Annotated in this window: 19 protein-coding genes; 9 read left to right on the forward strand and 10 right to left on the reverse strand. The window is 70.7% G+C overall.

From position 1 onward, the window contains the following. Positions 1 to 156: 156 nt before the first annotated feature. Positions 157 to 1,671: a hypothetical protein gene (locus tag JYK17_RS13960; RefSeq protein WP_164932216.1), complete on the reverse strand. Its 1,515-nt coding sequence runs from the start codon at positions 1,669 to 1,671 to the stop codon at positions 157 to 159. 136 nt (positions 1,672 to 1,807) lie between these two features. Beyond that, positions 1,808 to 2,935, reverse strand: a complete 1,128-nt coding sequence (locus JYK17_RS13965) for an alpha/beta hydrolase (RefSeq protein ID WP_108010976.1) — start codon at positions 2,933 to 2,935, stop codon at positions 1,808 to 1,810. A 223-nt stretch (positions 2,936 to 3,158) separates the two neighbouring features. Between JYK17_RS13965 and JYK17_RS13970 the strand changes: the two genes are divergently transcribed. From JYK17_RS13970 to JYK17_RS13995, 6 genes are all read left to right on the forward strand, one after another. Further along, the gene (locus JYK17_RS13970; protein WP_222810473.1) at positions 3,159 to 4,970 is read left to right on the forward strand and encodes a phosphatidylglycerol lysyltransferase domain-containing protein; all 1,812 of its coding nucleotides are present in this window, start codon (positions 3,159 to 3,161) and stop codon (positions 4,968 to 4,970) included. Positions 4,971 to 5,030: 60 nt separating this feature from the next. Continuing rightward, positions 5,031 to 5,972, forward strand: a complete 942-nt coding sequence (gene folP / locus JYK17_RS13975) for a dihydropteroate synthase (protein WP_108010972.1) — start codon at positions 5,031 to 5,033, stop codon at positions 5,970 to 5,972. Continuing rightward, positions 5,969 to 6,472 carry a nuclear transport factor 2 family protein gene (locus JYK17_RS13980; RefSeq protein WP_108010970.1) on the forward strand — a complete coding sequence of 168 codons (504 nt, stop codon included), beginning with the start codon at positions 5,969 to 5,971 and terminating at the stop codon, positions 6,470 to 6,472. The genes folP and JYK17_RS13980 overlap by 4 nt, the downstream gene beginning before the upstream one ends. Before the next feature lie 287 nt (positions 6,473 to 6,759). Then, positions 6,760 to 7,119 carry a dihydroneopterin aldolase gene (gene folB / locus JYK17_RS13985; protein ID WP_108010968.1) on the forward strand — a complete coding sequence of 120 codons (360 nt, stop codon included), beginning with the start codon at positions 6,760 to 6,762 and terminating at the stop codon, positions 7,117 to 7,119. Continuing rightward, positions 7,116 to 7,727, forward strand: a complete 612-nt coding sequence (gene folK, locus JYK17_RS13990) for a 2-amino-4-hydroxy-6-hydroxymethyldihydropteridine diphosphokinase (RefSeq protein WP_108010966.1) — start codon at positions 7,116 to 7,118, stop codon at positions 7,725 to 7,727. Before folB ends, folK begins: the two co-directional genes overlap by 4 nt. A 69-nt stretch (positions 7,728 to 7,796) precedes the next feature. Further along, on the forward strand, positions 7,797 to 8,285 hold the full coding sequence (locus tag JYK17_RS13995) for a DUF3180 domain-containing protein (protein WP_108010964.1): 489 nt from the start codon (positions 7,797 to 7,799) through the stop codon (positions 8,283 to 8,285). Positions 8,286 to 8,317: 32 nt separating this feature from the next. Here the strand turns inward: JYK17_RS13995 and folE are convergent, their stop codons facing one another. The 6 genes from folE to dacB form a co-directional block, all read right to left on the reverse strand. After that, positions 8,318 to 8,923 (reverse strand): GTP cyclohydrolase I FolE, encoded by a 606-nt coding sequence (folE, locus tag JYK17_RS14000; protein ID WP_108010962.1) that lies wholly within the window; start codon positions 8,921 to 8,923, stop codon positions 8,318 to 8,320. 134 nt (positions 8,924 to 9,057) lie between these two features. After that, positions 9,058 to 11,097: an ATP-dependent zinc metalloprotease FtsH gene (gene ftsH / locus JYK17_RS14005; RefSeq protein ID WP_108010960.1), complete on the reverse strand. Its 2,040-nt coding sequence runs from the start codon at positions 11,095 to 11,097 to the stop codon at positions 9,058 to 9,060. Between the two features lie 183 nt (positions 11,098 to 11,280). Further along, positions 11,281 to 11,841, reverse strand: coding sequence for a hypoxanthine phosphoribosyltransferase (gene hpt, locus JYK17_RS14010; RefSeq protein ID WP_108010958.1), 561 nt, complete (start codon positions 11,839 to 11,841; stop codon positions 11,281 to 11,283). A 53-nt stretch (positions 11,842 to 11,894) separates the two neighbouring features. Continuing rightward, positions 11,895 to 12,938, reverse strand: coding sequence for a tRNA lysidine(34) synthetase TilS (tilS, locus tag JYK17_RS14015; RefSeq protein WP_222810474.1), 1,044 nt, complete (start codon positions 12,936 to 12,938; stop codon positions 11,895 to 11,897). A gap of 190 nt (positions 12,939 to 13,128) precedes the next feature. Then, the gene (locus JYK17_RS14020; protein WP_108010954.1) at positions 13,129 to 14,253 is read right to left on the reverse strand and encodes an Rv3626c family coenzyme F420 biosynthesis-associated protein; all 1,125 of its coding nucleotides are present in this window, start codon (positions 14,251 to 14,253) and stop codon (positions 13,129 to 13,131) included. Between the two features lie 77 nt (positions 14,254 to 14,330). After that, entirely contained in the window at positions 14,331 to 15,992 is a 1,662-nt protein-coding gene (dacB, locus tag JYK17_RS14025; RefSeq protein ID WP_222810475.1) for a D-alanyl-D-alanine carboxypeptidase/D-alanyl-D-alanine endopeptidase, read from the reverse strand. A gap of 79 nt (positions 15,993 to 16,071) precedes the next feature. Here dacB and JYK17_RS14030 point away from each other — a divergent pair, with 79 nt between their 5' ends. Both JYK17_RS14030 and JYK17_RS14035 read left to right on the forward strand, forming a co-directional pair. Next, complete coding sequence (locus JYK17_RS14030; protein ID WP_010044289.1) at positions 16,072 to 16,563, forward strand: inorganic diphosphatase; 492 nt, start codon at positions 16,072 to 16,074, stop codon at positions 16,561 to 16,563. 104 nt (positions 16,564 to 16,667) lie between these two features. Further along, complete coding sequence (locus JYK17_RS14035) at positions 16,668 to 18,338, forward strand: threonine/serine exporter family protein (RefSeq protein WP_128802600.1); 1,671 nt, start codon at positions 16,668 to 16,670, stop codon at positions 18,336 to 18,338. Here JYK17_RS14035 and JYK17_RS14040 read toward each other — a convergent pair. Continuing rightward, positions 18,335 to 19,297: a DedA family protein gene (locus tag JYK17_RS14040; RefSeq protein WP_128802599.1), complete on the reverse strand. Its 963-nt coding sequence runs from the start codon at positions 19,295 to 19,297 to the stop codon at positions 18,335 to 18,337. The two genes, JYK17_RS14035 and JYK17_RS14040, sit on opposite strands and share 4 nt — an antisense overlap. Positions 19,298 to 19,446: 149 nt before the next feature. Then, on the reverse strand, positions 19,447 to 20,208 hold the full coding sequence (locus tag JYK17_RS14045; RefSeq protein ID WP_108010946.1) for a MerR family transcriptional regulator: 762 nt from the start codon (positions 20,206 to 20,208) through the stop codon (positions 19,447 to 19,449). Positions 20,209 to 20,363: 155 nt separating this feature from the next. Between JYK17_RS14045 and JYK17_RS14050 the strand changes: the two genes are divergently transcribed. Further along, positions 20,364 to 21,650, forward strand: coding sequence for an ion channel protein (locus JYK17_RS14050; RefSeq protein WP_222810476.1), 1,287 nt, complete (start codon positions 20,364 to 20,366; stop codon positions 21,648 to 21,650). Positions 21,651 to 21,669: the final 19 nt, after the last annotated feature.

A 21,669-nucleotide genomic window follows, 5' to 3' on the forward strand; every position in this document is an offset into this window, starting at 1 on the left:
GACGCCGCGTCAGGGACGCCGGGTCCGACCGCCGGATGGCCCCGCAAGGGCGTCCTCGTACGGGCGCCGAAAACCGACGACCCCAGGACCGGTCGACGGGCTGAAGGTCCGTCAGTGGTCCCAGGGTCGGTGGTGCGGCTGGGGGTTGGTGCGTGGTCAGGAGACCGCGCTGCGCAGGCCCTCCACGTCGATCTGTTCGGTCTCGTCGTGTGCGGTCAGGTCGATCACCTGGCCGACGCCGCGGGCGTGTTCGTCGGCCGGCTTGAACTCCGCCTCGGACTCGGTCTTGTGGACGGCGAGCGCCTCCTCGCCGACCACGTCGGCAAGGTCCTGGTTCTGCACGGCCTCGATGGCATCGTGGGCGGGCTCCGTCTTCGTACCGAAGAAGTCGAATCCGCCCTCGACCGCCGGACGCGCGGGGGTTGGGGGTACGACGGCCACTGCGGTCGGTGCGACGAAGTGACCGGCGGGCTGCTGCGCGGAGGGGGCGTACTTCGCCGGAGTGGTGGCGGCCGCGCGCTCGTGCCCGTCGACCGCCACGGGCTTCCCCTGTGCCTCGTCCTCCTGCGCCGCGGCCTCGGCGCCGCCGTCGACGGCGGCCTCGGTCGCAGTGTGGGCCGTCCCGGTCCTGCCGGCGGCCGCGGCCGCCTCGCTCGCCGCGGAGGCGGCACTCGCCTTCACCTGCCGGCGCTTCGCGGACCTGTCGCCCTTGGTGGGACCGTCGCCCTTGGGCGAACCGTCGTCGTCGGGCGTCGTACCGTTCTGCTCGCCGCCCTCGGACTCCCCCTCGGTCCCGGCCTCGGCCTCGATCTCAGTCGAGGTCTCGGTCTCGGTCTCGGCTTCGCTGTTCACGGAAGCGTCCTCCGGGGCACCGTCCTCCACGGACTCGTCCCCAGCGGCCTCACCGTCCTGGTCGACCTCGTTGACCTTTTCGACCTCTTCGCCCTCATCGACCTCGTCGAACCGCTTGAGCGCCGCGTTCGCCCGCAGGAACAGCTGCGACCCCTCCGGTGAGAAGACCGCCGCAGGCTCCTCCGACTCGTCCGCGTCCCCCGCGTCAGCCAAACCCTCGACATCCGCCACGTCGTCCGCGTCTGCATCCGCGTCCGTATCCGCACCCACCGAGGCAGCCACAGCCTCAGTCTCCGCGGTCTCGGCCACAGCCTCGGCCTCAGTGGCCTCAACGTCCCCCGGCGGCAGCGCCCGCGTCGGCGTGCCCGCCTCTATCTCCAGCAGGCGACGGCCCTCCAGGGCGCTCGCCCGCTCGGTCTCCGCGGTGGCGTACCGCCGTAGCAGGGCCGCGTGTTCGTTGCGCAGACCCGCCAGTTCGGCGCGCTTGGCCCGCAGTCGCTGCTCCAGCTTGGTGCGCAGCTCGCGGGACTCCTCGAGGTCGGTCTCCAGCTCGGCGACCCGCTCCTCGTGCCGCCACTCGTCGCTCGCACGCGCGCGCGTGAGGTCGGCGACCTGTTTGCCGGCCTGGGCGTCCCAGCGGCGCATGACGGCCGCACCGACGACGGCGGTGGCCGCGGCGATGGCCGCGATGACGCGAAGTGCGGCCTGCTGTGTGAACACCCAGGGGCCGAAGGCGCAGACAAAGGAGACGCCTGCGATCGCCGACGGGGGCAGCAGCCTGTGCAGGGGCGGGGAATGGCGGTGACGTCCACGTGGCATGGCCAGAAACTTACCGCGCGTAGGCGACCCTTGGTGCCCCGCCCCGTAAAAACACAGCCATACCGAAACGTTCACAGGGCATCAGGAATTGACCTTCGTTGAATTTCAACAAGATCAACACCGCTCGAAACACCGGTCACCTGTCGCTCAGGCGGCCGCTCATCCACTGCAGGGTCGCCGGAATCTCCCGCCGCCAGGTGTTGAAGTTGTGCCCGCCGCTTTCGAGGATGATCGAGGAGATCCGCGTCAGCTTCGTGGCCCGCACACCCCCTATGAACTTCAGCGTCGCCTTGTAGTTGGATTCGCCGATCCTGCTGCTGGTGACGAGCAGTGAAGTGTCGGGCGCGGGCAGGTGCTTGAGGCACCACCACAGGTCGGCCCGGTCGCGCAGCGCCCCGTCACCCCGGAAGAGATCGCCGGTGGTGGGGTCGATCGGCGCCTTGTAGTACGGCGAGAGGCCCGCCCCCGCCGCGTACGCCCGGGGATGGTGCATCGCGATCTTCAGGGCGCAGTAGCCGCCTGTGGAGTCGCCGATGATGCCCCAGCTGCCGGGTTTTCTGCCCACCCTGTAGTGCGCGGCCACGGCATCCGGAAGGTCCTTCGCGAAGAACGTCTCCGTCTGCGGACCGCCGGGGATGTCCACGCACTCCGTGTCCCTCGGCGGCGCCACCGTAGGACGCAGCATCACCAGGATCATCGGCTGCATACGGCCGTTCTTGGCGAGTTCCCGAGCAGTGCGCGGATAGTGCAGTTTGTTCACCAGCGCCTGGGCGGTGCCCGGATATCCCGTCAGCACGACTGCGGCCGGAAAGGTGCGCGCGCGGTAGCGGGCCTGGAAGTACTCCGGAGGCAAATAGACATACGCGGGTGTGGCGATGTGCGAGGTACGGCCGACGATGTCGACCTTCTGGATCTGACCGGCCGTCTGCGGCCGTGAACCGCCGGCCCCGGCCATACGTCCCGTGTCGAGCACCTGGAGCGGACCGCCCGCGCCGCCGAGCGCCGTGTGGTCCACCACGACGCCCTGCTCCTTCTCCCGTCCGAACAGGTCGGCCCAGCTGGCGTAGAACCCGAAGGCCTGGTTGGCGGCCAGGCCCACCGACGCGAACAGGGCCAGCTGGGTGCCGAACAGCAGAACGACGCGGCCGCTGACGGCCCGCCAGTTCCGGCGCGCCAGACGCGGCCACAGCCACACCGTGCCGGTGAACAGCAGCACGGCGAACGCGGCCGTCAGCCACAGCACTTTGTTGCTCGTAAGACCCATGAACTGCTTCCTGCCTGCGGTTTCACCCGTCTCCCCCGCACCTTCGCGAGGGCTTGTCCGGGACTTTCCTCGGCCTTTGGGACGGCTTTGAGAAGCGGAGTGAACCTCTCCTCGTGTGAGACCGTCCTAGAGGGCGCAATGTCGCCGGATGCCCGAATCGGCACCGGATCCAAGATCTCTCGCAGAACTACGGGATGCGATGTCTGTCAGGACAGATGAGGAAATGTCGGGCGAGGTTCCCACCCGATCACGCGGCGCGCGGCGCGTGGTGCACGGTCCGCGTCCCGAGGCCGTGCCGGTCCTGGTCGCCAGAGCGTGTGCCCTCGTCGGCCTGCTGGACGTCGGGGCGGGTGTCTTCCCGCGCTTCCGTCACAGCCGTATGCACACCCTCGCCGAGGTGCTGCCCGGCTCGTTCGGGCCCTTCGCGGCGGCGCTCTCGCTGAGCGCGGGCCTTCTTCTGCTGCTGCTCGCCCACGGCCTCAAGCGCGGCAAACGCCGGGCCTGGCGGGCGGCGGTGGCGCTGCTGCCCGCGGGCGCCGTGGCCCAGTTCACGTACCGGCACTCCGTCGTCGGGGTGCTCATCTCGCTCGCGCTGCTCGCGCCCCTGCTGCGCCATCGCGACCAGTTCAGGGCGCTGCCCGACCCGCGCAGCCGGTGGCGTGCGCTCGCCAACTTCGTCCTCATGGGCGCCGGTTCCCTCGTGCTCGGACTGATCATCGTCAGCGTCCACCCGAACCGCATGGTCGGCGACCCGAGCCTGGCCGATCGCATCACGCACGTGCTCTACGGCCTGTTCGGCTTCGAGGGCCCGGTGGACTATCAGGGCAACACCTCCTGGACGGTCGCGTTCTCGCTGGGCGCCCTCGGGCTGATCACCGCCGTGACCACCATTTATCTCGCCTTCCGGCCCGAACACCCGGCGGCGCGCCTGACGGAGGAGGACGAGGCACGCCTGCGGGCGCTTCTGGACAAGCATGGCAGGCGCGACTCGCTCGGTCACTTCGCGCTGCGCCGCGACAAGGCCGTGGTCTTCTCGCCGAGCGGCAAGGCGGCGGTGACGTACCGCGTCGTGTCCGGTGTGATGCTCGCCAGCGGCGACCCCATCGGCGACGTCGAGGCCTGGCCGGGCGCCATCGAGCGCTTCATGGACGAGGCCAAGGCGCACTCCTGGACCCCGGCCGTGATGGGCTGCTCGGAGACGGGCGGCGAGGTGTGGACCCGGGAGACCGGCCTCGACGCCCTCGAACTGGGCGACGAGGCGGTGGTGGACGTCGCGGATTTCTCGCTCACCGGCCGCGCGATGCGCAATGTGCGCCAGATGGTCAAGCGCATCGAGCGCGCCGGTTACGAAACCCGGGTACGACGCGTGCGTGACCTCGGCGAGGCCGAGCTGGAGCGGATCCGCAAGGCCGCCGAGGACTGGCGCGGCACCGACACCGAGCGCGGCTTCTCCATGGCGCTGGGCCGTGTGGGCGACCCCTCCGACGGCGACTGCCTGATCGCCACCGCGCACAAGGCCGACGCCGAGCCGGGGGCGTACGGCGACCTCAAGGCGATTCTGCACTTCGTCCCCTGGGGCACGGACGGAGCCTCGCTGGACCTGATGCGCCGCGACCGCTCGGCCGACCCCGGCATGAACGAGCTCCTCATCGTCGCGGCACTCAACGCGGCGCCGAAGTTCGGCATCACGCGCGTGTCGCTCAACTTCGCGATGTTCCGCTCGGCGCTCGCCCGAGGCGAGAAGATCGGCGCGGGCCCGGTGCTGCGCGCCTGGCGCGGGCTGCTGGTGTTCCTCTCGCGCTGGTTCCAGATCGAGTCCCTGTACAAGTTCAACGCCAAGTTCCGGCCGCGCTGGGAGCCGCGCTTCGTGGTCTACCGCGCCTCCGCCGACCTGCCGCGGATCGGTTTCGCCGCCATGCAGGCGGAAGGGTTCGTCAACCTCGCTCTCCCGCTGCCGCGCTTCCTGCGCCGCCGCGGAAGCGCCCCGCGCGTGTGCCCCCACTCCCTCGCGGAGCGCGACGTACGCGCGGCCTGAGCACGGCCGGCGACCGGACGCCGGCCGCTGCGGTCCGCACCCACGGCATACGCTGAACGCATGAGCAAGCAGAGCGGACGCGGACGCGTCGCGGGCCTTCCGGAATGGGACCGCTGCGCGGTCATGGGGGTCGTGAACGTCACGCCCGATTCCTTCTCCGACGGCGGCCGCTTCTTCGACACCACGGCCGCCGTCAAGCACGGCCTCGAACTGGTCGCCGAGGGAGCGGACCTGGTCGACGTCGGCGGCGAGTCCACCCGGCCCGGCGCCACGCGCGTGGACGAGGCCGAGGAACTCAGGCGGGTCATCCCCGTCGTGCGCGGACTGGCCTCCGAGGGCGTCACCGTCTCCGTCGACACCATGCGCGCCTGTGTCGCCGAGCGGTCCCTCGCGGCCGGCGCCGCCCTCGTCAACGACGTCAGCGGCGGCCTGGCCGACCCCGCGATGATCCCGGTGGTGGCCGAGGCCGGCGCCCCCTTCGTCGTGATGCACTGGCGCGGCTTTTTGGAGGGCGGCAACGTCAGGGGCGTCTACGAGGACATCGTCACCGAGGTCCTCGACGAACTGCACGCGCGCGTGGAGGCCGTTCTGGCCGGCGGCATCGCCCCCGACCGGATCGTGGTCGACCCCGGTCTCGGCTTCTCCAAGGACGCCGAGCACGACCTCGTGCTGCTCGCCCACCTCGACCGTCTCCTCGGCCTCGGCCGCCCGCTGCTCGTCGCCGCCTCCCGCAAGCGGTTCCTCGGACGCGTGCTCGCCGGACCCGAGGGCGCGCCGCCGCCCGCGCGCGAGCGCGACGCCGCGACGGCCGCGGTCTCCGCGCTCGCGGCGCAGGCGGGAGCGTGGGCGGTACGCGTGCACGAGGTGCGCGCGACGGCGGACGCCGTACGTGTCGCACGCGCCGTGGAAGGGGCGCGCACCGACGTTGACGCACGCCCCGCTACGGACGCACGCACTGCTGCTGACGCGCCGGGCGACGAGACGACGAGCGGACCCCGGTGAGCGCCCCCCACACCGACGTCGAGCAGGTGGAAGCCGCCAACACCACCTTCTACGAGGCCATGGAGCGCGGCGACTTCGAGGCGCTGTCCGCGCTCTGGCTCGAACCGTCCGACCTGGGCGTCGACGAGGAGTACCACGACCCGGCCGACACCGGGGTGGTCTCGTGCGTGCACCCCGGCTGGCCCGTGCTGACCGGCCGCGGCGAGGTACTGCGGTCGTACGCGCTGATCATGGCGAACACCGACTACATCCAGTTCTTCCTCACCGACGTGCATGTCTCCGTGACCGGGGACACCGCCCTGGTGACCTGCACCGAGAACATCCTCAGCGGCGGCCCCGCGCCCGAGGGGGACGAGGAACTCGGCCCGCTGGTCGGCCAGCTGGTGGTCGCCACGAACGCCTTCTGCCGCACCCCCGCCGGCTGGAAGCTCTGGTCCCACCATGCCTCCCCGGTGATGGCCGAAACCGACGAGTCCGAGGACGACGACTCACCCTCCTGAGTGGGTAGGCGCCCGATGGGACCGAGAAACGGCCCGGTGGGACCAGGAAGTGGCCCGGTGGGACCAACGAGTGGTTGGAATCACGGGCCCCTGGGTAGGGGCGGCTACCAACCCGTGAGCCGCCGCCTTCCCCAGGGAAAACACGCGAGTATGCCTCTGGCCCCGGCACAGGCCCACACCCCGTGGCCCGGTCCTGTCAGTGCCCGCAGGTAGATTCGTTCGAGGCCGGTGTGCCGCCCGCACACGGCACGGACCGGCCGTGACCGACGATTGCAGGAGTGATTCGCGTGGATCGTGTCGCGTTGCGCGGCCTGAAGGCCCGCGGGCACCACGGCGTGTTCCCCAAGGAGCGCGAGGAGGGTCAGACCTTCATCGTGGACCTCGTCCTCGGCCTGGACACCCGCCCGGCCGCCGCCGACGACGACCTGGCGAAGACGGTGCACTACGGCATCGTGGCGGAGGAGGTCGTGGCCGTCGTCAAGGGCGAGCCCGTCAACCTCGTCGAGACGCTCGCCGAGCGCATCGCCCAGGTCTGTCTGAAGCACGAGGGGGTCGAGGAGGTCGAGGTCTGCGTCCACAAGCCGGACGCGCCGATCACGGTCCCCTTCGACGACGTGACCGTCACCATCATCCGGAGCCGAGTATGACCGCGTCCTTCACCGAGGATCACAGCGACCCGACCGTACAGCCGGTGCCCGCCTCCGTCGTGGCCCAGGTGGACGCCGCCGACACGACGCTGCACAACCCCCAACGGGCCGTGATCTCCCTCGGCGCCAACCTCGGCAACCGCCTGGAGACCCTGCAGGGCGCCATCGACGCCCTGGAGGACACCCCCGGCCTGCGCATCAAGGCCGTCTCGCCGGTTTACGAGACGGAGCCCTGGGGCGTCGAGCCCGGCAGCCAGCCGTCGTACTTCAACGCGGTCGTCGTGCTCAAGACCACCCTCCCGCCGTCCTCGCTCCTGGAGCGGGCCCACGCGGTCGAGGAGGCCTTCCACCGGGTGCGGGACGAGCGCTGGGGCGCACGCACCCTCGACGTCGACATCGTCGCGTACGCCGACGTCGTGGACGACGACCCGCACCTCACGCTCCCCCACCCGCGGGCCCACGAGCGCGCCTTCGTCCTCGCCCCCTGGTACGACGTCGACCCCGACGCCCAGGTGCCCGGCCGTGGCGCGGTCGCCGATCTCCTGGACGCCGTCACGCGCGCGGGCGTGACACCCCGCGGGGACCTGGAACTCCACCTGCCCGAGTAGTCGTTAAGGTCGAGACGACCACTGTCTGCGGGACGGTCCGCCAGGACCCGGGGGAGTTGAAGGGACACCGTGAGAGAGCTGCGCATCAGGGTGCTGGTCGGCGTGTTCATCGTGGCCGGAATCCTGTCCTGGGCGGGCGCCCGCCTGTGGAACGCGATCGGGACCCTGCCCAGCGTCCCCCTGGCCGCCCCCATCGTGCTCGCCCTGATCGCGGTGGTCCTGCTGGCCACGGCGTTCTCCCTGCGCGCCCGTCTCAAGGCGCAGCGCGAGCGGCGCCCGGAGGCCAAGGGCGTCGACCCGCTGATGGCGGCCCGTGCGGTCGTCTTCGGCCAGGCCAGCGCCCTGGTGGCCGCGCTCGTCGCCGGGATGTACGGCGGCACGGGCGCCTTCTTGCTGGAGCTGCTCGACATCCCGGCCCGCCGTGACCAGGCCATCTACGCCGGCTTCTCGGTCGTGGCGGGCATCGCGGTCATAGTGGCCGCGATCTTCCTGGAGCGCGTGTGCCGGCTCCCGGAGGACGACGACGAGCACAACAACGGCGCGGCGTCGCCCGCCTGAAACCGTTTGAACCCGCGTGGCGGCAGGCGTCGTCAGCGCGCCATGATCAGGCTCATCGCCTCGTTGCGGGTGGCCGGGTCGCGCAGCTGACCGCGCACCGCCGACGTTATGGTCTTGGCCCCGGGCTTGCGGACCCCGCGCATCGACATGCACATGTGCTCGCACTCCACGACGACGATCACGCCGCGCGGTTCCAGGATCTGCATCAGCGAATCGGCGATCTGCGTGGTGAGACGTTCCTGCACCTGAGGCCGGCGGGCGTACACGTCCACGAGCCGGGCCAGCTTCGACAGGCCCGTGATCTTGCCGTCGGTGGACGGGATGTATCCGACGTGGGCCACCCCCACGAACGGCACCAGGTGATGCTCGCAGGAGCTCAGCACCTCGATGTCCTTCACGAGCACCATCTCGTCGTGGCCGAGATCGAACGTCGTCGTCAGCACGTCCTCGGGCTTCTGCCACAGCCCCGCGAAGATCTCCTTGTACGCCCGCGCGACCCGTGCCGGTGTCTCCCTGAGCCCCTCCCGCTCCGGGTCCTCACCGACCGCGATGAGCAGCTCCCGTACGGCGTTCTCGGCGCGCTTCTCGTCGAACTCGCCGATCGAACCCTCGCCGTCCAGCGTCACGGGGTCGGTCATGTGGTGCCTCGTTCCTGTGCGGGTCTCGCGTGTGGGCTCACGCGCCTCGACTGCGGACATGGCTGAATGCCGCACCCCCCAGGCTAGAACCTGGGGGGTGCGGCAATCATTCCGGGCCTGTCGAGGCCGCCCGGTCAGTTCTCCGGGCGCTCCTCCGGGGCCGGCTCCGTCACCGGCGCCGACTCCGACGCGGTGGCCTTGGCGGTGGTGATCGCCGGGGCCGCGCCGTTGGCGCCGTTCGTCAGTGCGAGCTCCTTGGGGGAGAGCACCGGCGGGCGGGTCGACGGCGTGCGGCGGGACGAACCCGTCCAGGCGGGCCGCGGCGGACGCTTGACGATGGGGGCGAAGATCTCGGCGATCTCCTCCTTGCCCAGCGTCTCGCGCTCCAGCAGCTGCAGGACGAGGTTGTCGAGGACGTCGCGGTTCTCGACCAGGATCTCCCAGGCCTCGTTGTGCGCGTTCTCGATGAGCTTCTTGACCTCCTCGTCCACCAGCGCGGCGACCTCTTCCGAGTAGTCGCGCTGGTGAGCCATCTCACGTCCGAGGAAGGGCTCGGTGTTGTCGCCGCCGAACTTGATGGCGCCCAGCCGCTCGGTCATGCCGTACTGCGTGACCATCGCGCGGGCCGTGGTGGTGGCCTTCTCGATGTCGTTCGCAGCGCCCGTGGTCGGGTCGTGGAAGACGAGCTCCTCGGCCGCACGGCCGCCCAGCATGTAGGCCAGCTGGTCCAGCATCTCGTTGCGGGTCGTGGAGTACTTGTCCTCGTCCGGCAGGACCATCGTGTACCCGAGCGCACGGCCTCTGGAGAGGATCGTGATCTTGTGGACCGGGTCGGAGTTCGGAGACGCCGCCGCGACCAGGGCGTGACCGCCCTCGTGGTACGCGGTGATCTTCTTCTCCTTGTCCGACATGATCCGGGTCCGCTTCTGCGGGCCCGCGACCACACGGTCGATCGCCTCGTCCAGCATGGAGTTGTCGATCAGCTTCTTGTCGCTGCGGGCCGTCAGCAGCGCCGCCTCGTTCAGCACGTTCGACAGGTCCGCGCCGGTGAAGCCCGGCGTACGGCGGGCGACGGCCGACAGGTCGACGTCCGGCGCGACCGGCTTGCCCTTCTGGTGGACCTTGAGGATCTCCAGACGGCCCTGCAGGTCCGGCGGGTCGACCGCGATCTGGCGGTCGAAACGGCCGGGGCGCAGCAGCGCCGGGTCGAGGATGTCGGGCCGGTTCGTCGCGGCGATGAGGATCACGCCGCCCTTGACGTCGAAGCCGTCCATCTCGACGAGCAGCTGGTTCAGCGTCTGCTCGCGCTCGTCGTGACCACCGCCGAGGCCGGCGCCGCGATGGCGGCCGACCGCGTCGATCTCGTCGACGAAGACGATCGCCGGGGCGTTCGCCTTGGCCTGCTCGAACAGGTCACGGACACGCGAGGCACCGACACCGACGAACATCTCGACGAAGTCGGAACCGGAGATCGAGTAGAAGGGGACCCCCGCCTCACCGGCGACGGCACGCGCGAGCAGCGTCTTGCCGGTACCGGGGCGGCCGTAGAGCAGCACGCCCTTGGGGATCTTGGCGCCGACGGCCTGGAACTTGGCCGGCTCCTGCAGGAACTCCTTGATCTCGTGGAGCTCCTCGACGGCCTCGTCACAGCCCGCCACGTCGGAGAACGTCGTCTTGGGGGTGTCCTTGGTGATGAGCTTGGCCTTGGACTTCCCGAAGTTCATGACCCGGGAGCCGCCGCCCTGCATCTGGTTCATCAGGAACAGGAAGACGACGACGATCAGGACGAAGGGGAGCAGGGAGAGCAGGATGCCCAGGAAGGGGTTCTGCTTCGACGGCGAAACGGTGTAGCCGTCGGGGATCTGCTTGTCCTGGTACTTGGTCTGCAGCGTGTTGGCGATGGTCACGCCCTGGTCGCCGATGTAGCTCGCCTGGATCTTCGAGCTGCCTTCGACCTTTACGCCGTCCTTGAGCTGGACCTTGACGGTCTGCTCGTCGCCGGTGGTCAGCTTGGCCTGTTCGACCTTGTTGTCATTGATCGCCGCCACGACCTGGCCGGTGTCCACCGTCTTGTAGCCGCCGGACGAGCCGACGACCTGCATCAACACGACCACGGCAAGGACGGCCAGCACGATCCACATGACCGGCCCACGGAAGTATCGCTTCACGTCCATCCATACGGAGCGGTGTCGCCCCGTCCCTCCTGCCATAGTGAGTTTGATAAGACAGTTCTTCTGACGGTACCCCAGCTTTGTCGCACGAAGCCGCACGGGAGGGCTGGCAAGCCCGTCTGCATGCTCCAACGGCGCGAAACCCGCTGGGGTTCCCGATCGTCCTACTAAGACGGCCTCACTGGCTCAGCCGCCGTAGACGTGAGGCGCGAGCGTACCCACGAACGGGAGATTGCGGTACTTCTCGGCGTAGTCGAGGCCGTATCCCACGACGAACTCGTTGGCGATGTCGAAACCGACCCACTCCACGTCGATGGCGACCTTGGCGGCGTCCGGCTTGCGCAGCAGCGTGCACACCTTGAGGGACTCCGGCTCGCGCGAGCCGAGGTTGGACAGCAGCCACGACAGGGTCAGGCCGGAGTCGATGATGTCCTCGACGATCAGGACGTGCTTGCCCTTGATGTCGGTGTCGAGGTCCTTGAGGATCCGCACCACGCCGGAGGACTGGGTGCCCGCGCCGTACGACGACACGGCCATCCAGTCCATGGTGACGGGGGTGGACAGCGCCCGGGCGAGGTCGGCCATGACCATCACCGCGCCCTTGAGGACACCGACGATGAGCAGGTCCTTGCCCGCGTACTCAGCGTCGATCTTCGCGGCCAGGTCGAGCAGCTTCGCGTCGATCTCTTCCTTGGTGATGAGCACCTCTTTGAGGTCGGTGCCCATGTCTTTCGCGTCCACCCGCATCACTTTCGGTCGTCCCAGCGGCCGCCCATCACCCCCCAAAGGGGGGCAAGGTTTCAGCCTTGCCGAATCACCAGTCTGCCACCCTGGCGCTGCGCGACGACTTTGCCCGGGAGATTGATGACTCCCTGGCCGCGCCAGCGGGTGATCAGCCGGTCGACTTCCTCGATGTGCCGGGCGAACAGCGAACCGGCGGGCGCCCCGGCCTCGATGGCGGCCCTGCGCAGGATGCGGCGGCGCACGGCGGGCGGCAGGGCGTAGAGCTTGGCGCACTCCAGGCGGCCCGCCGCGTCCCGTACGGAGGTCTCGGCCTGGCTGGCCCAGGAGTCGAGGGCGTCGGCGTCGTCGCGGGAGAGCTGCGCGGTGCGGGCCAGGGCCTCGACGACGCCCTTGCCGAGCGCCTTCTCCAGGGCGGGCAGGCCCTCGTGGCGCAGCCGGGAGCGGGTGTAGGCCGGGTCGGCGTTGTGCGGGTCGTCCCAGACGGGGAGCGACTGGACCATGCAGGCCTTGCGGGCGGTCTGGCGGTCGAGCCTGAGGAACGGGCGGCGGTAACGGCCGTCGGCCCCCGAGACCGCGGCCATTCCGGACAGGGAGCGGATGCCCGAGCCGCGGGCGAGGCCGAGCAGCACTGTCTCGGCCTGATCGTCGCGGGTGTGGCCGAGCAGGACCGCGGTGGCGCCGTGGCGGACGGCCGCGGCGTCCAGCGCGGCGTAGCGCGCGTCGCGGGCGGCGGCTTCGGGCCCGCCGTCGCGGCCGACGGTGACGGCCACGGAGTCGACCGGGTCGAGGCCAAGCTCGCGCAGGCGCTGCGCGACTTCCTCGGCGCGCTGGTCGGAACCCTGCTGCAGGCCGTGGTCGACGGTGATGCCGCCGGCCCGGATGCCGAGTTTGGGGGCCTCGAAGGCGAGGGCGGAGGCGAGGGCCATGGAGTCGGCGCCGCCGGAGCATGCCACGAGCACGAGCGGCGACGACCGGCGCTCGTGCGAGACCTGCTCGAAGCGCCCGTAGGCCTTGGAGGCGGTCTGGTGCTCGTTGAGGATGTCGTGAAGGACGTGGCGGACCGCCAGGCGTATCGCCGCGACCGCTGGATGGGGACCCATGTCCGGTTCCCTTCATGAAGTTTTCGGGGGGTGAGCCCGGTTCGGTCACTCAGAGTGTGTAGATGGTGACAGAACCGGGACGTTCCCCGAGCATCGCACGCCTACCCATGGCTCACGGTCCCTCGGACGGGTGATTGGAGGGGCGTTCGCCTGCCGTCGGCCGGATTCGTTTCACGACCCCCCGCGGGGTTCACGACTCGTTCTTGCGGTGCACCCGCGCGACCCAGTCCGCCGGTTTGGCGATCTCCGCCTTGGTCGGGAGGGTGTTGGGGGACGTCCACACATGGTTGAAGCCGTCCATGCCGACCTGCTCGACGACGGCCCGCACGAACCGCTCGCCGTCGCGGTACTGCCTCAGCTTGGCGTCCAGGCCCAGCAGTTTGCGCAGGGCGATGTCCAGCCGGGAGGCGCCCTTCGCCCGGCGCTGCTGGAACTTCTCGCGGATCTCGGCCACGCTCGGCACGACCTGCGGGCCCACCCCGTCCATCACGAAGTCGGCGTGGCCCTCCAGGAGGGACATCACGGCGGTCAGCCGCCCGAGGATCTCCCGCTGCGCCGGGGTCTGCACGATCTCCACGAAGGAGCGCCCGCCGTCGTCCTCCTCGCCCTCGGGGCGCCCGCCCGCGAGGGACTGGGCGGCCTCGCGCAGGCGCTCCAGGACCGTCATGGGGTCGACGTCGGTCTCCCCCAAGAAAGACTGGATTTCGCCCTCGAGGTGGTCGCGCAGCCAGGGCACCGCGCTGAACTGCGTGCGGTGCGTCTCCTCGTGCAGGCACACCCACAGCCTGAAGTCGTGCGGCTGGACGTCGAGTTCGCGCTCCACGTGCACGATGTTCGGGGCGACGAGGAGCAGCCGGCCGCCGCCGTTCTCCCCCGCCGGAAGCTCGCGGGTGGCCGGCGCGAAGGTCTCGTACTGGCCGAGGACGCGGGAGGCCAGGAACGACAGCAGCATGCCCAGTTCGACGCCGGTGACCTTGCCGCCGACGGCGCCGAGGACCGCGCCGCCGGGCGTACTGCCGCGCCGCTCCTGCATCTTGTCCAGCAGGGGCTTGAGGATCTCCCGGAAGCCCGCGACGTTCGCCCGCACCCAGCCGGGGCGGTCGACGACGAGGACCGGGGTGTCGTGGATCTCCTCCGATCCCATACGGGTGAAGCCCCGGACGTGTTCCTCCGAGGCCTTGGCATGCCGGCGCAGCTCCGCGACGACGGTCCTCGCCTCGTCGCGGCTCACGTCGGGGCCCGGCCGCACGAGGCGGGTCGCGGTCGCCACCGCGAGATTCCAGTCGACCATCTCGGCACCACCGATGCTCGTCATGCGTCAACGGTACGTGAGCGTTCCCGCTTGGGGCAGGCCGCGAGCACGGGCGGCGGTCGCGGTGGCCGGGCGGGGCGTCAGCGGCAGCCGCACGCGGCGAGGGCCGTCGCGGTCCTGTCCAGGGCCGACTGGGCCGCCTGGGCATCGGTCGTGTCCGAGGCGAGGAACGCGAAGGCCAGCAGGCGGCCGTCCCGGTCGACCACCGTGCCCGCCAGGGTGTTCACGCCCGTCAGGGTGCCCGTCTTCGCCCGTACGACCCCTGCCGCACCGTCCGTGTAGCGGGTGGCCAGAGTGCCGGTGAAGCCGGCCACCGGAAGGCCCGTGAGGACCGGGCGCAGTTCGGGCCGCGCGGGGTCGCCGGCCTTCGCCAGCAGGGCCGTCAGCAGGCCGGCCGTGAGCCGGTCGTCCCGGTCGAGTCCGCTGCCGTCGTGGAACTGCGCGCCCTTGAGCGGCAGTTGCAGCTTCTTCAGCTGGGCGGCGATCGCGGCCGCGCCGCCGTCGAAGCTCACGGGGTGCTTCGTCGCGACGGCGGTCTGCCGGGCCAGGGCCTCGGCGATGTCGTTGTCGCTGTTGGTCAGCATGCGCTCGACCAGGGCCGACAGCGGGGGCGAGGAGACGGCGGCGAGGTCGTCGGCCCGGCCCGTCGCCTTGGACGGGCCCGGGGACGTGGTGTGGATGCCGTGGGCGGCGAGGTACGTACGGAATGTGCGGGCCGCGTCCGCCGCCGGGTCGGTCACCCGCTCGACCGGCCCGCTCGTGGAGTCGTTCGTACGGGCCTCGTCGGCCATCAGGGCGCTCACGGGGGCGAGGTTGCCGTTGACGCCGATGGGGTGCAGCAGGGGGCCGGTGTACAGAGTGGTGTCGTAGGACAGCGTCACCTTGGTGATGCCGCGCTTCTTCAGTGCCTTCGCGGTCCGGTCCGCCAGATCCTGCAGGCTCGCCCAGCCGCCTGCGCTCTTGCGTGCCGTCAGGGTGGGGTCGCCGCCGCCGACCAGGACGAGTTCCCCGGTGCCGGGCTCCAGCGCCGTGCGGGTGGTCAGCCGGTGGTCGGCGCCCATCGCCGACAGGGCCGCCGTCGCGGTGGCGATCTTCGTGGTGGAGGCGGGGGTGAGCGGCTCGCCGGTGCCGGTGCCGTACAGGCGCTCGCCGGTCGCGATGTCGACGACCGCGCCGGCGTGCCGGGTGCCCAGCGCCGGGTTTTTCAGCAGCGGTCCCAGCACGTCCGCGAGGGCCGGTCCGGCGGGGGCCGACTTGACGGTGCTGGTCGTCCGGCCGAGGCCCACCAGGACGGAGGCGGCGCTGGGTGCGGGCCGGGGCGCGCCCGCGGCCGCGTCGGACGAACCGGACGTAGCGGAATTACGGCCGTGATCTGCGCCACCCGTTCGTTCCAGGGCGACTGCGTGGTCCGCCTCGGCCGTACGCTGACCGGTGGAGTCCCAGGGGCCGGCGGCGGTCACCACGGCGACGGCCAGCGCCAGACCGGCGGTGGCGGCGCCCGCGGTGTACGGCCAGGCCCCGACCGGCTTCGGCCGCGTGAGCCGGACGGACCGCACACGCGCGAGCCGCGGTTTCGTGGCGTCCGCGGCGCGTTCCAGCCCCGGTCGCACGGCGTTCGCGGCCCGTTCGAGATGCGGACGTACGGTCCCGGCGGCCCGTGCCAGACGCGGTCGAACGGCGTTCGCGGCCCGCGCCACATGCGGTCTAACGGCCCGCCAAGGCCTCAGCTCGGGCACGATCACCAGCCCCTTTCGCGATCACACACCAGCGTGAGGGACACTTAACCACCAGAACTATGTGTTGATCATGGAGGAGCCACCGGTGGAGTTCGACGTCACGATCGAGATCCCGAAGGGTTCGCGGAACAAGTACGAGGTGGACCACGAGACCGGTCGGATCCGCCTGGACCGTCGACTCTTCACCTCGACCGCCTACCCGACCGACTACGGCTTCGTCGAGAACACCCTCGGCGAGGACGGTGACCCGCTGGACGCGCTGGTCATCCTGGACGAGCCGACGTTCCCTGGCTGCCTCATCAAGTGCCGCGCCATCGGCATGTTCCGGATGACGGACGAGGCGGGCGGCGACGACAAGCTGCTGTGCGTGCCGGCCACGGACCCCCGGGTGGAACACCTGCGTGACATCCACCACGTGTCGGAGTTCGACCGCCTGGAGATCCAGCACTTCTTCGAGGTCTACAAGGACCTGGAGCCCGGCAAGTCCGTCGAGGGCGCCAACTGGGTGGGCCGCACGGACGCCGAGATCGAGATCGAGCGCTCCTACAAGCGGTTCAAGGAGCAGGGCGGCCACTGAGCCCCGAGTCGTCCAACGGGCCGCACGCGTGCGCGTGCGGCCCGTTCGTGTTCGTGTGCGCATACTGGCGTAGCTGCACGCGTCGTACAGGGAGCGTTACTCAGGTGTCGGAGGCGGAGGACCGCAAGCCGCAGTCGGACGAGGCCAGGGGCGCGTTCGACCCCGAGATCACATCCGAATTCGCCATTCCCGCGGGCTTCGCCGCGCCCAGGGGCGTCACGGAGTCGGAGACGACGTCCGAGTTCGCGGTCCCCGACGGCCTGGACGTCCAGCACCCGCACAGCGACGAGGTGGAGAAATCGGCGTTCAGCACGCCGAACACCTACAGCTCCAAGCAGCCCCCCACGGCCTTCACCCCGGCGACCGGCATTCCCGCCATCAGCCTGACCAAGGACGTGCCCTGGCAGGACCGGATGCGCACCATGCTGCGGATGCCGGTGGCCGAGCGGCCGGCGCCGGAGCACGCGCCGAAGGCGGAGGAGGACGGCCCCGCCGTCCCGCGCGTGCTCGACCTGACCCTGCGCATCGGCGAGTTGCTGCTGGCGGGCGGTGAGGGCGCCGAGGACGTGGAGGCCGCGATGTTCGCGGTCTGCCGCTCCTACGGCCTCGACCGCTGCGAGCCGAACGTCACCTTCACCCTGCTGTCGATCTCGCACCAGCCGTCCCTCGTCGACGACCCGGTGACGGCGTCCAGGACCGTGCGGCGCCGGGCCGTCGACTACACCCGGCTCGCGGCCGTCTTCCGGCTGGTGGACGACCTCAGCGACCCGGAGACCCATCTCTCCCTGGAGGAGGCCTACCGGCGGCTCGCCGAGATACGGCGCAACCGGCACCCCTACCCCGGCTGGGCGCTGACCGCGGCCGGAGGGCTGCTCGCGGGTGCGGCCTCCGTGCTGGTCGGCGGTGACTGGCTGGTGTTCATGGCGGCCGCGCTGGGCGCGATGCTCGGCGACCGGCTCGCCTGGCTGTGCGCCGGGCGCGGGCTGCCGGAGTTCTACCAGTTCACGGTGGCCGCGATGCCCCCTGCGGCCATCGGGGTCGCGCTCACCGTCGCGCACGTCGACGTCAAGGCGTCCGCGGTGATCACCGGTGGGCTGTTCGCGCTGCTGCCGGGACGGGCGCTGGTGGCGGGCGTGCAGGACGGGCTGACCGGCTTCTACATCACGGCGTCGGCGCGTCTGCTGGAGGTCCTGTACCTCTTCGTCGGCATCGTCGTGGGCGTCCTGGTGGTCCTGTACTTCGGCGTGAACCTGGGCGCCAAGCTCAACCCGGACGCGGCCCTCGGCATCTCCCAGCGGCCCGCGCTGCAGATCGCCGCGTCGATGCTGCTGTCGCTGACCTTCGCGGTCCTGCTGCAGCAGGAGAAGTCGACCGTGCTGTGGGTGACGCTGAACGGCGGCGTGGCGTGGACGGTGTACGGCGCGCTGCACTACCCCGGCGGCCTCTCCCCCGTCGCCTCGACCGCCGTGGCGGCAGGCCTCGTGGGCCTGTTCGGGCAGCTGCTTTCGCGGTACCGCTTCGCGTCCGCGCTGCCCTACACGACGGCGGCGATCGGCCCCCTGCTGCCGGGATCGGCGACCTACTTCGGGCTGCTCGCGACGGCACAGAACGAGGTCGACAAGGGGCTGGTCTCCCTGGCCACGGCCGCGTCGCTGGCCATGGCCATCGCCATCGGGGTCAACCTCGGCTCCGAGATCTCCCGGCTGTTCCTGCGGGTGCCGGGTGCGGCCAGCGCGGCGGGACGCCGGGCCGCCAAGCGGACCCGAGGGTTCTAGTAGCCCTGGTCGTACGGGTACTGCTGGTCCTGGCGGCCGCCGTACTGCTGGGGCTGCTGCTGGTACTGGGGCTGCTGATACTGAGGCTGCTGGTACTGGGGTTCAGGCTGCTGGTACTGCGGCTCCTCGTACTGGGGCTGCTGGTACTGCGGCTGCGGCTGCTGGTACTGCTGCGGCTGGTACGGCTCCTGATACTGCTGCGGGTACTGCTGCCGGTGCCCCCGGTCGTCCGCCGCGGGGACGCGGCGCAGCTGGGTCGTCGCGTCGTCCATGGGCATGGGCATGGGCGCCGGAGCGTGCTGCCGGGTGGGCGCCTGGGCGGCCGGCTGGGGGTTCTTCTTCGCCTTGGAGCGGGCGCGCAGGAACTCGATGGCGATCGGGATCACCGAGATCAGGACGATCAGGACGAGGATCGCCTCGATGTTCTTGTTGACGAAGTCCACGTTGCCCAGCCACGAGCCCAGCAGGGTCACGCCCGCGCCCCACATCACGCCGCCGATGACGTTGAACGTGATGAAGGAGCGGTACCGCATGCCGCTGACACCGGCGATGATCGGCGTGAACGTGCGCACGACGGGCACGAAGCGGGCCAGGACCAGGGACTTCGGGCCGTACTTCTCGAAGAACTCGTGCGCCTTGACCACGTTCTCCTGCTTGAACAGGCGTGAGTCGGGGCGTGTGAAGAGCGAGGGTCCGACCTTCTTGCCGAAGAGATAGCCCGCCTGGTCGCCGAGGACCGCGGCGAGGCTGATGAGCAGGACGGCCGCCCACAGCGGGAAGTCGAGGGTTCCCGCTGTGATCAGCAGACCGCAGGTGAACAGCAGCGAGTCGCCCGGCAGGAAGAAGCCGATGAGCAGGCCCGACTCCGCGAAGACGACCAGGAGCAGGCCCCAGATGCCGAACGAGTCCAGAAGGTGGTTCGGATCCAGCCAGCTCGGGCCGAGGGCAAGCGTCGTCACGGTTCCGGGCTCCCTGAGGGGGTGAGAGAAGAACGGCGTCCTTCTGCGGGCGCACAAAGCTATCAACGCAATGTGTCCGCCCCAGGTTCCACCGGTGCCTCCAGCATGCACTGTGAGGAGACCGGCACCAAGCTGTGAGCCCTCGGCGCTCAGGCCGTCCGCCGGTCGGCGTTGGCGAGGATCGCCTCGCGCAGGTGCTCGGCGAGCCCCGGGTGCATGGCGTCGTAGAACGCCTTGAAGCGCTCGTCGGAGACGTACATCTCGCCGAAGCACCGGTGCATCTCGTACGGGACCTCGAAGTAGTTCCTGCTGATCTGTTGGCGGTGTTCCTCGGCGAGGTCCATGGCCGCCTCGCCGGACGGCTGCTCGCCGGCCGCCACGAGGGCCGCGTACCGCCGCCCCCAGTCGTCGACCTCGGCCTGGATGCGCTTCCAGTCCTCCTTGGTGTACGTGGCGGCGCGGCGCTGCGACTCGGCGTACGCCTCCGTGTTGCCCCAGCGCGCCTCCGCCTCTTCCGCGTACTGCTCGGGGTCCTTGTCGCCGAAGACCTCGAACCGCTCCTCCGGGGTGAGGTTGATGCCCATCTTCCGTGCCTCCATGGCGTTCTCCACGGCCTCCGCCATCTTCTGCAGCTTCTCGATCCGGGCGGTCAGCAGCTCGTGCTGGCGGCGCAGATGCGCGCGCGGGTCCGCGTCCGGGTCGTCGAGCAGGGCGGCGACCTCCTCGAGCGGGAAGCCGAGCTCCCGGTAGAACAGGATCTGCTGCAGCCGGTCGAGGTCGCCGTCGCTGTAGCGCCGGTGGCCCGCATGGCTGCGTTCGCTCGGGACGAGCAGCCCGATGGCGTCGTAGTGGTGCAGCGTGCGCACCGTGACCCCGGCGAAGTCCGCGACCTGTCCCACGGAGTAGCTCACTTCTCCGCTCCTTTCTCGGTACGCCCTTCACGGTGAGCCCTCACGCCACGTGAGGTGCAAGTCGGTTCTCTCCGCAAGTCTCGCGGGTGGCCGGCCCCGTCCGCTCCGGAGGTTTTCCGCATGTTTGATGCGATTCGTCCGCTTATGGTGAGCCCGTGGCCCACGACACCGTCCAGCAGGAGCCGTCTGTTCCCGCGGCACCGGCACGCGCGCTCGTGCCGTTGATCCTGCCCGCTCTCCTGGTGGGCGTGGGCGCGAGCCTGCTGTTCGTCGGGGTGAGCGCGGCCGCGGAGCAGTTCCAGCACGTGCTGTGGAGGAACCTGCCCGACGCCCTGGGCATCGGCCGGTACTCCGTGCTGTGGATGCTCGTCATTCTCACCGCGACGGGCCTCGCGGTCGGACTGGTGGTGTGGAAGGTGCCAGGCCACGCCGGGCCGGAGCCCGCCACCCTGGGACTCAACGCGCCCGTGCTGGCACCCCGCGTGCTGCCGGGCCTGCTGCTGGCGACCGCGCTGATGCTGGCGGGCGGCCCGAGCCTGGGTCCCGAGAACCCGATCATCGCGGTGAACGTGGGGCTCGCCTTCTGGGCGGGGACCCGGCTGTTCCGCCGGCTGCCGGGCGGGCTGTGGCCGGCGCTGGCGGAGGCCGCGACGATCGGGGCGCTGTTCGGGACACCGGTGGCGGCAGCGCTGGTCGTCTCCGAGGCGCTGGCCGGGCGGCAGCTCAAGGGGCTGCTCTGGGACAACGTGTTCGGGCCGCTGGTGGCCGCCGGGGCGGCCGCCCTGACGACGACCCTGGTGGCCCATCCCACCTTCGACCTGGATCTGCCCGCGTTCGGCCGGCATCCCGGCTGGGGCGACCTGCTGGCCGCCCTGGTGATCGCGCCGCTGGCGGCGGCGCTCGGCATGTGCGCGGTCTACGCGTTCCCCTACGTCCACGGCGTCTTCCGGCGCCTCGGCCACCCCCTGGTGGCGCTTCCCGCGGGCGGGCTGGTGCTGGGGCTGCTGGCCGCCCTGGGCGGGCATCTGACGCTCTTCAAGGGGCTCGACGAGGTCGCCGAACTGGCCCGGGACCCGGACGGCCGGTCGGCGGGCGAGTACGCGGTGCTGGCCGTGGTGAAGCTGGCCGCGCTGCTCGTCGCCGCGTCCTGCGGCTTCCGGGGCGGCCGGATCTTCCCGGCGGTGTTCGTGGGCGCCGCCTTCGGACTGGGCGCGCACGCCCTCATACCGTCCGTTCACCCGGCGCTCGGTGTCGCCACGGGCGTGTTGGGCATGCTCCTCGCCGTCACCCGGCAGGGTTGGGTGAGCCTGTTCACGGCCGCCGTGCTGGCGTCCTCACCGGCCATCCTCGCCCTGTTGTGCTTCGCCTCGCTGCCCGCCTGGCTGCTGGTGACCGGGCGGCCGCAGATGCAGTTGCGCGACGACGGAACCCCGGTCCGCTGACACACGTTCACCGAAGAGA

Source organism: Streptomyces plumbidurans, from assembly GCF_019857225.1.
In the GTDB taxonomy this organism is placed as follows: domain Bacteria; phylum Actinomycetota; class Actinomycetes; order Streptomycetales; family Streptomycetaceae; genus Streptomyces; species Streptomyces plumbidurans.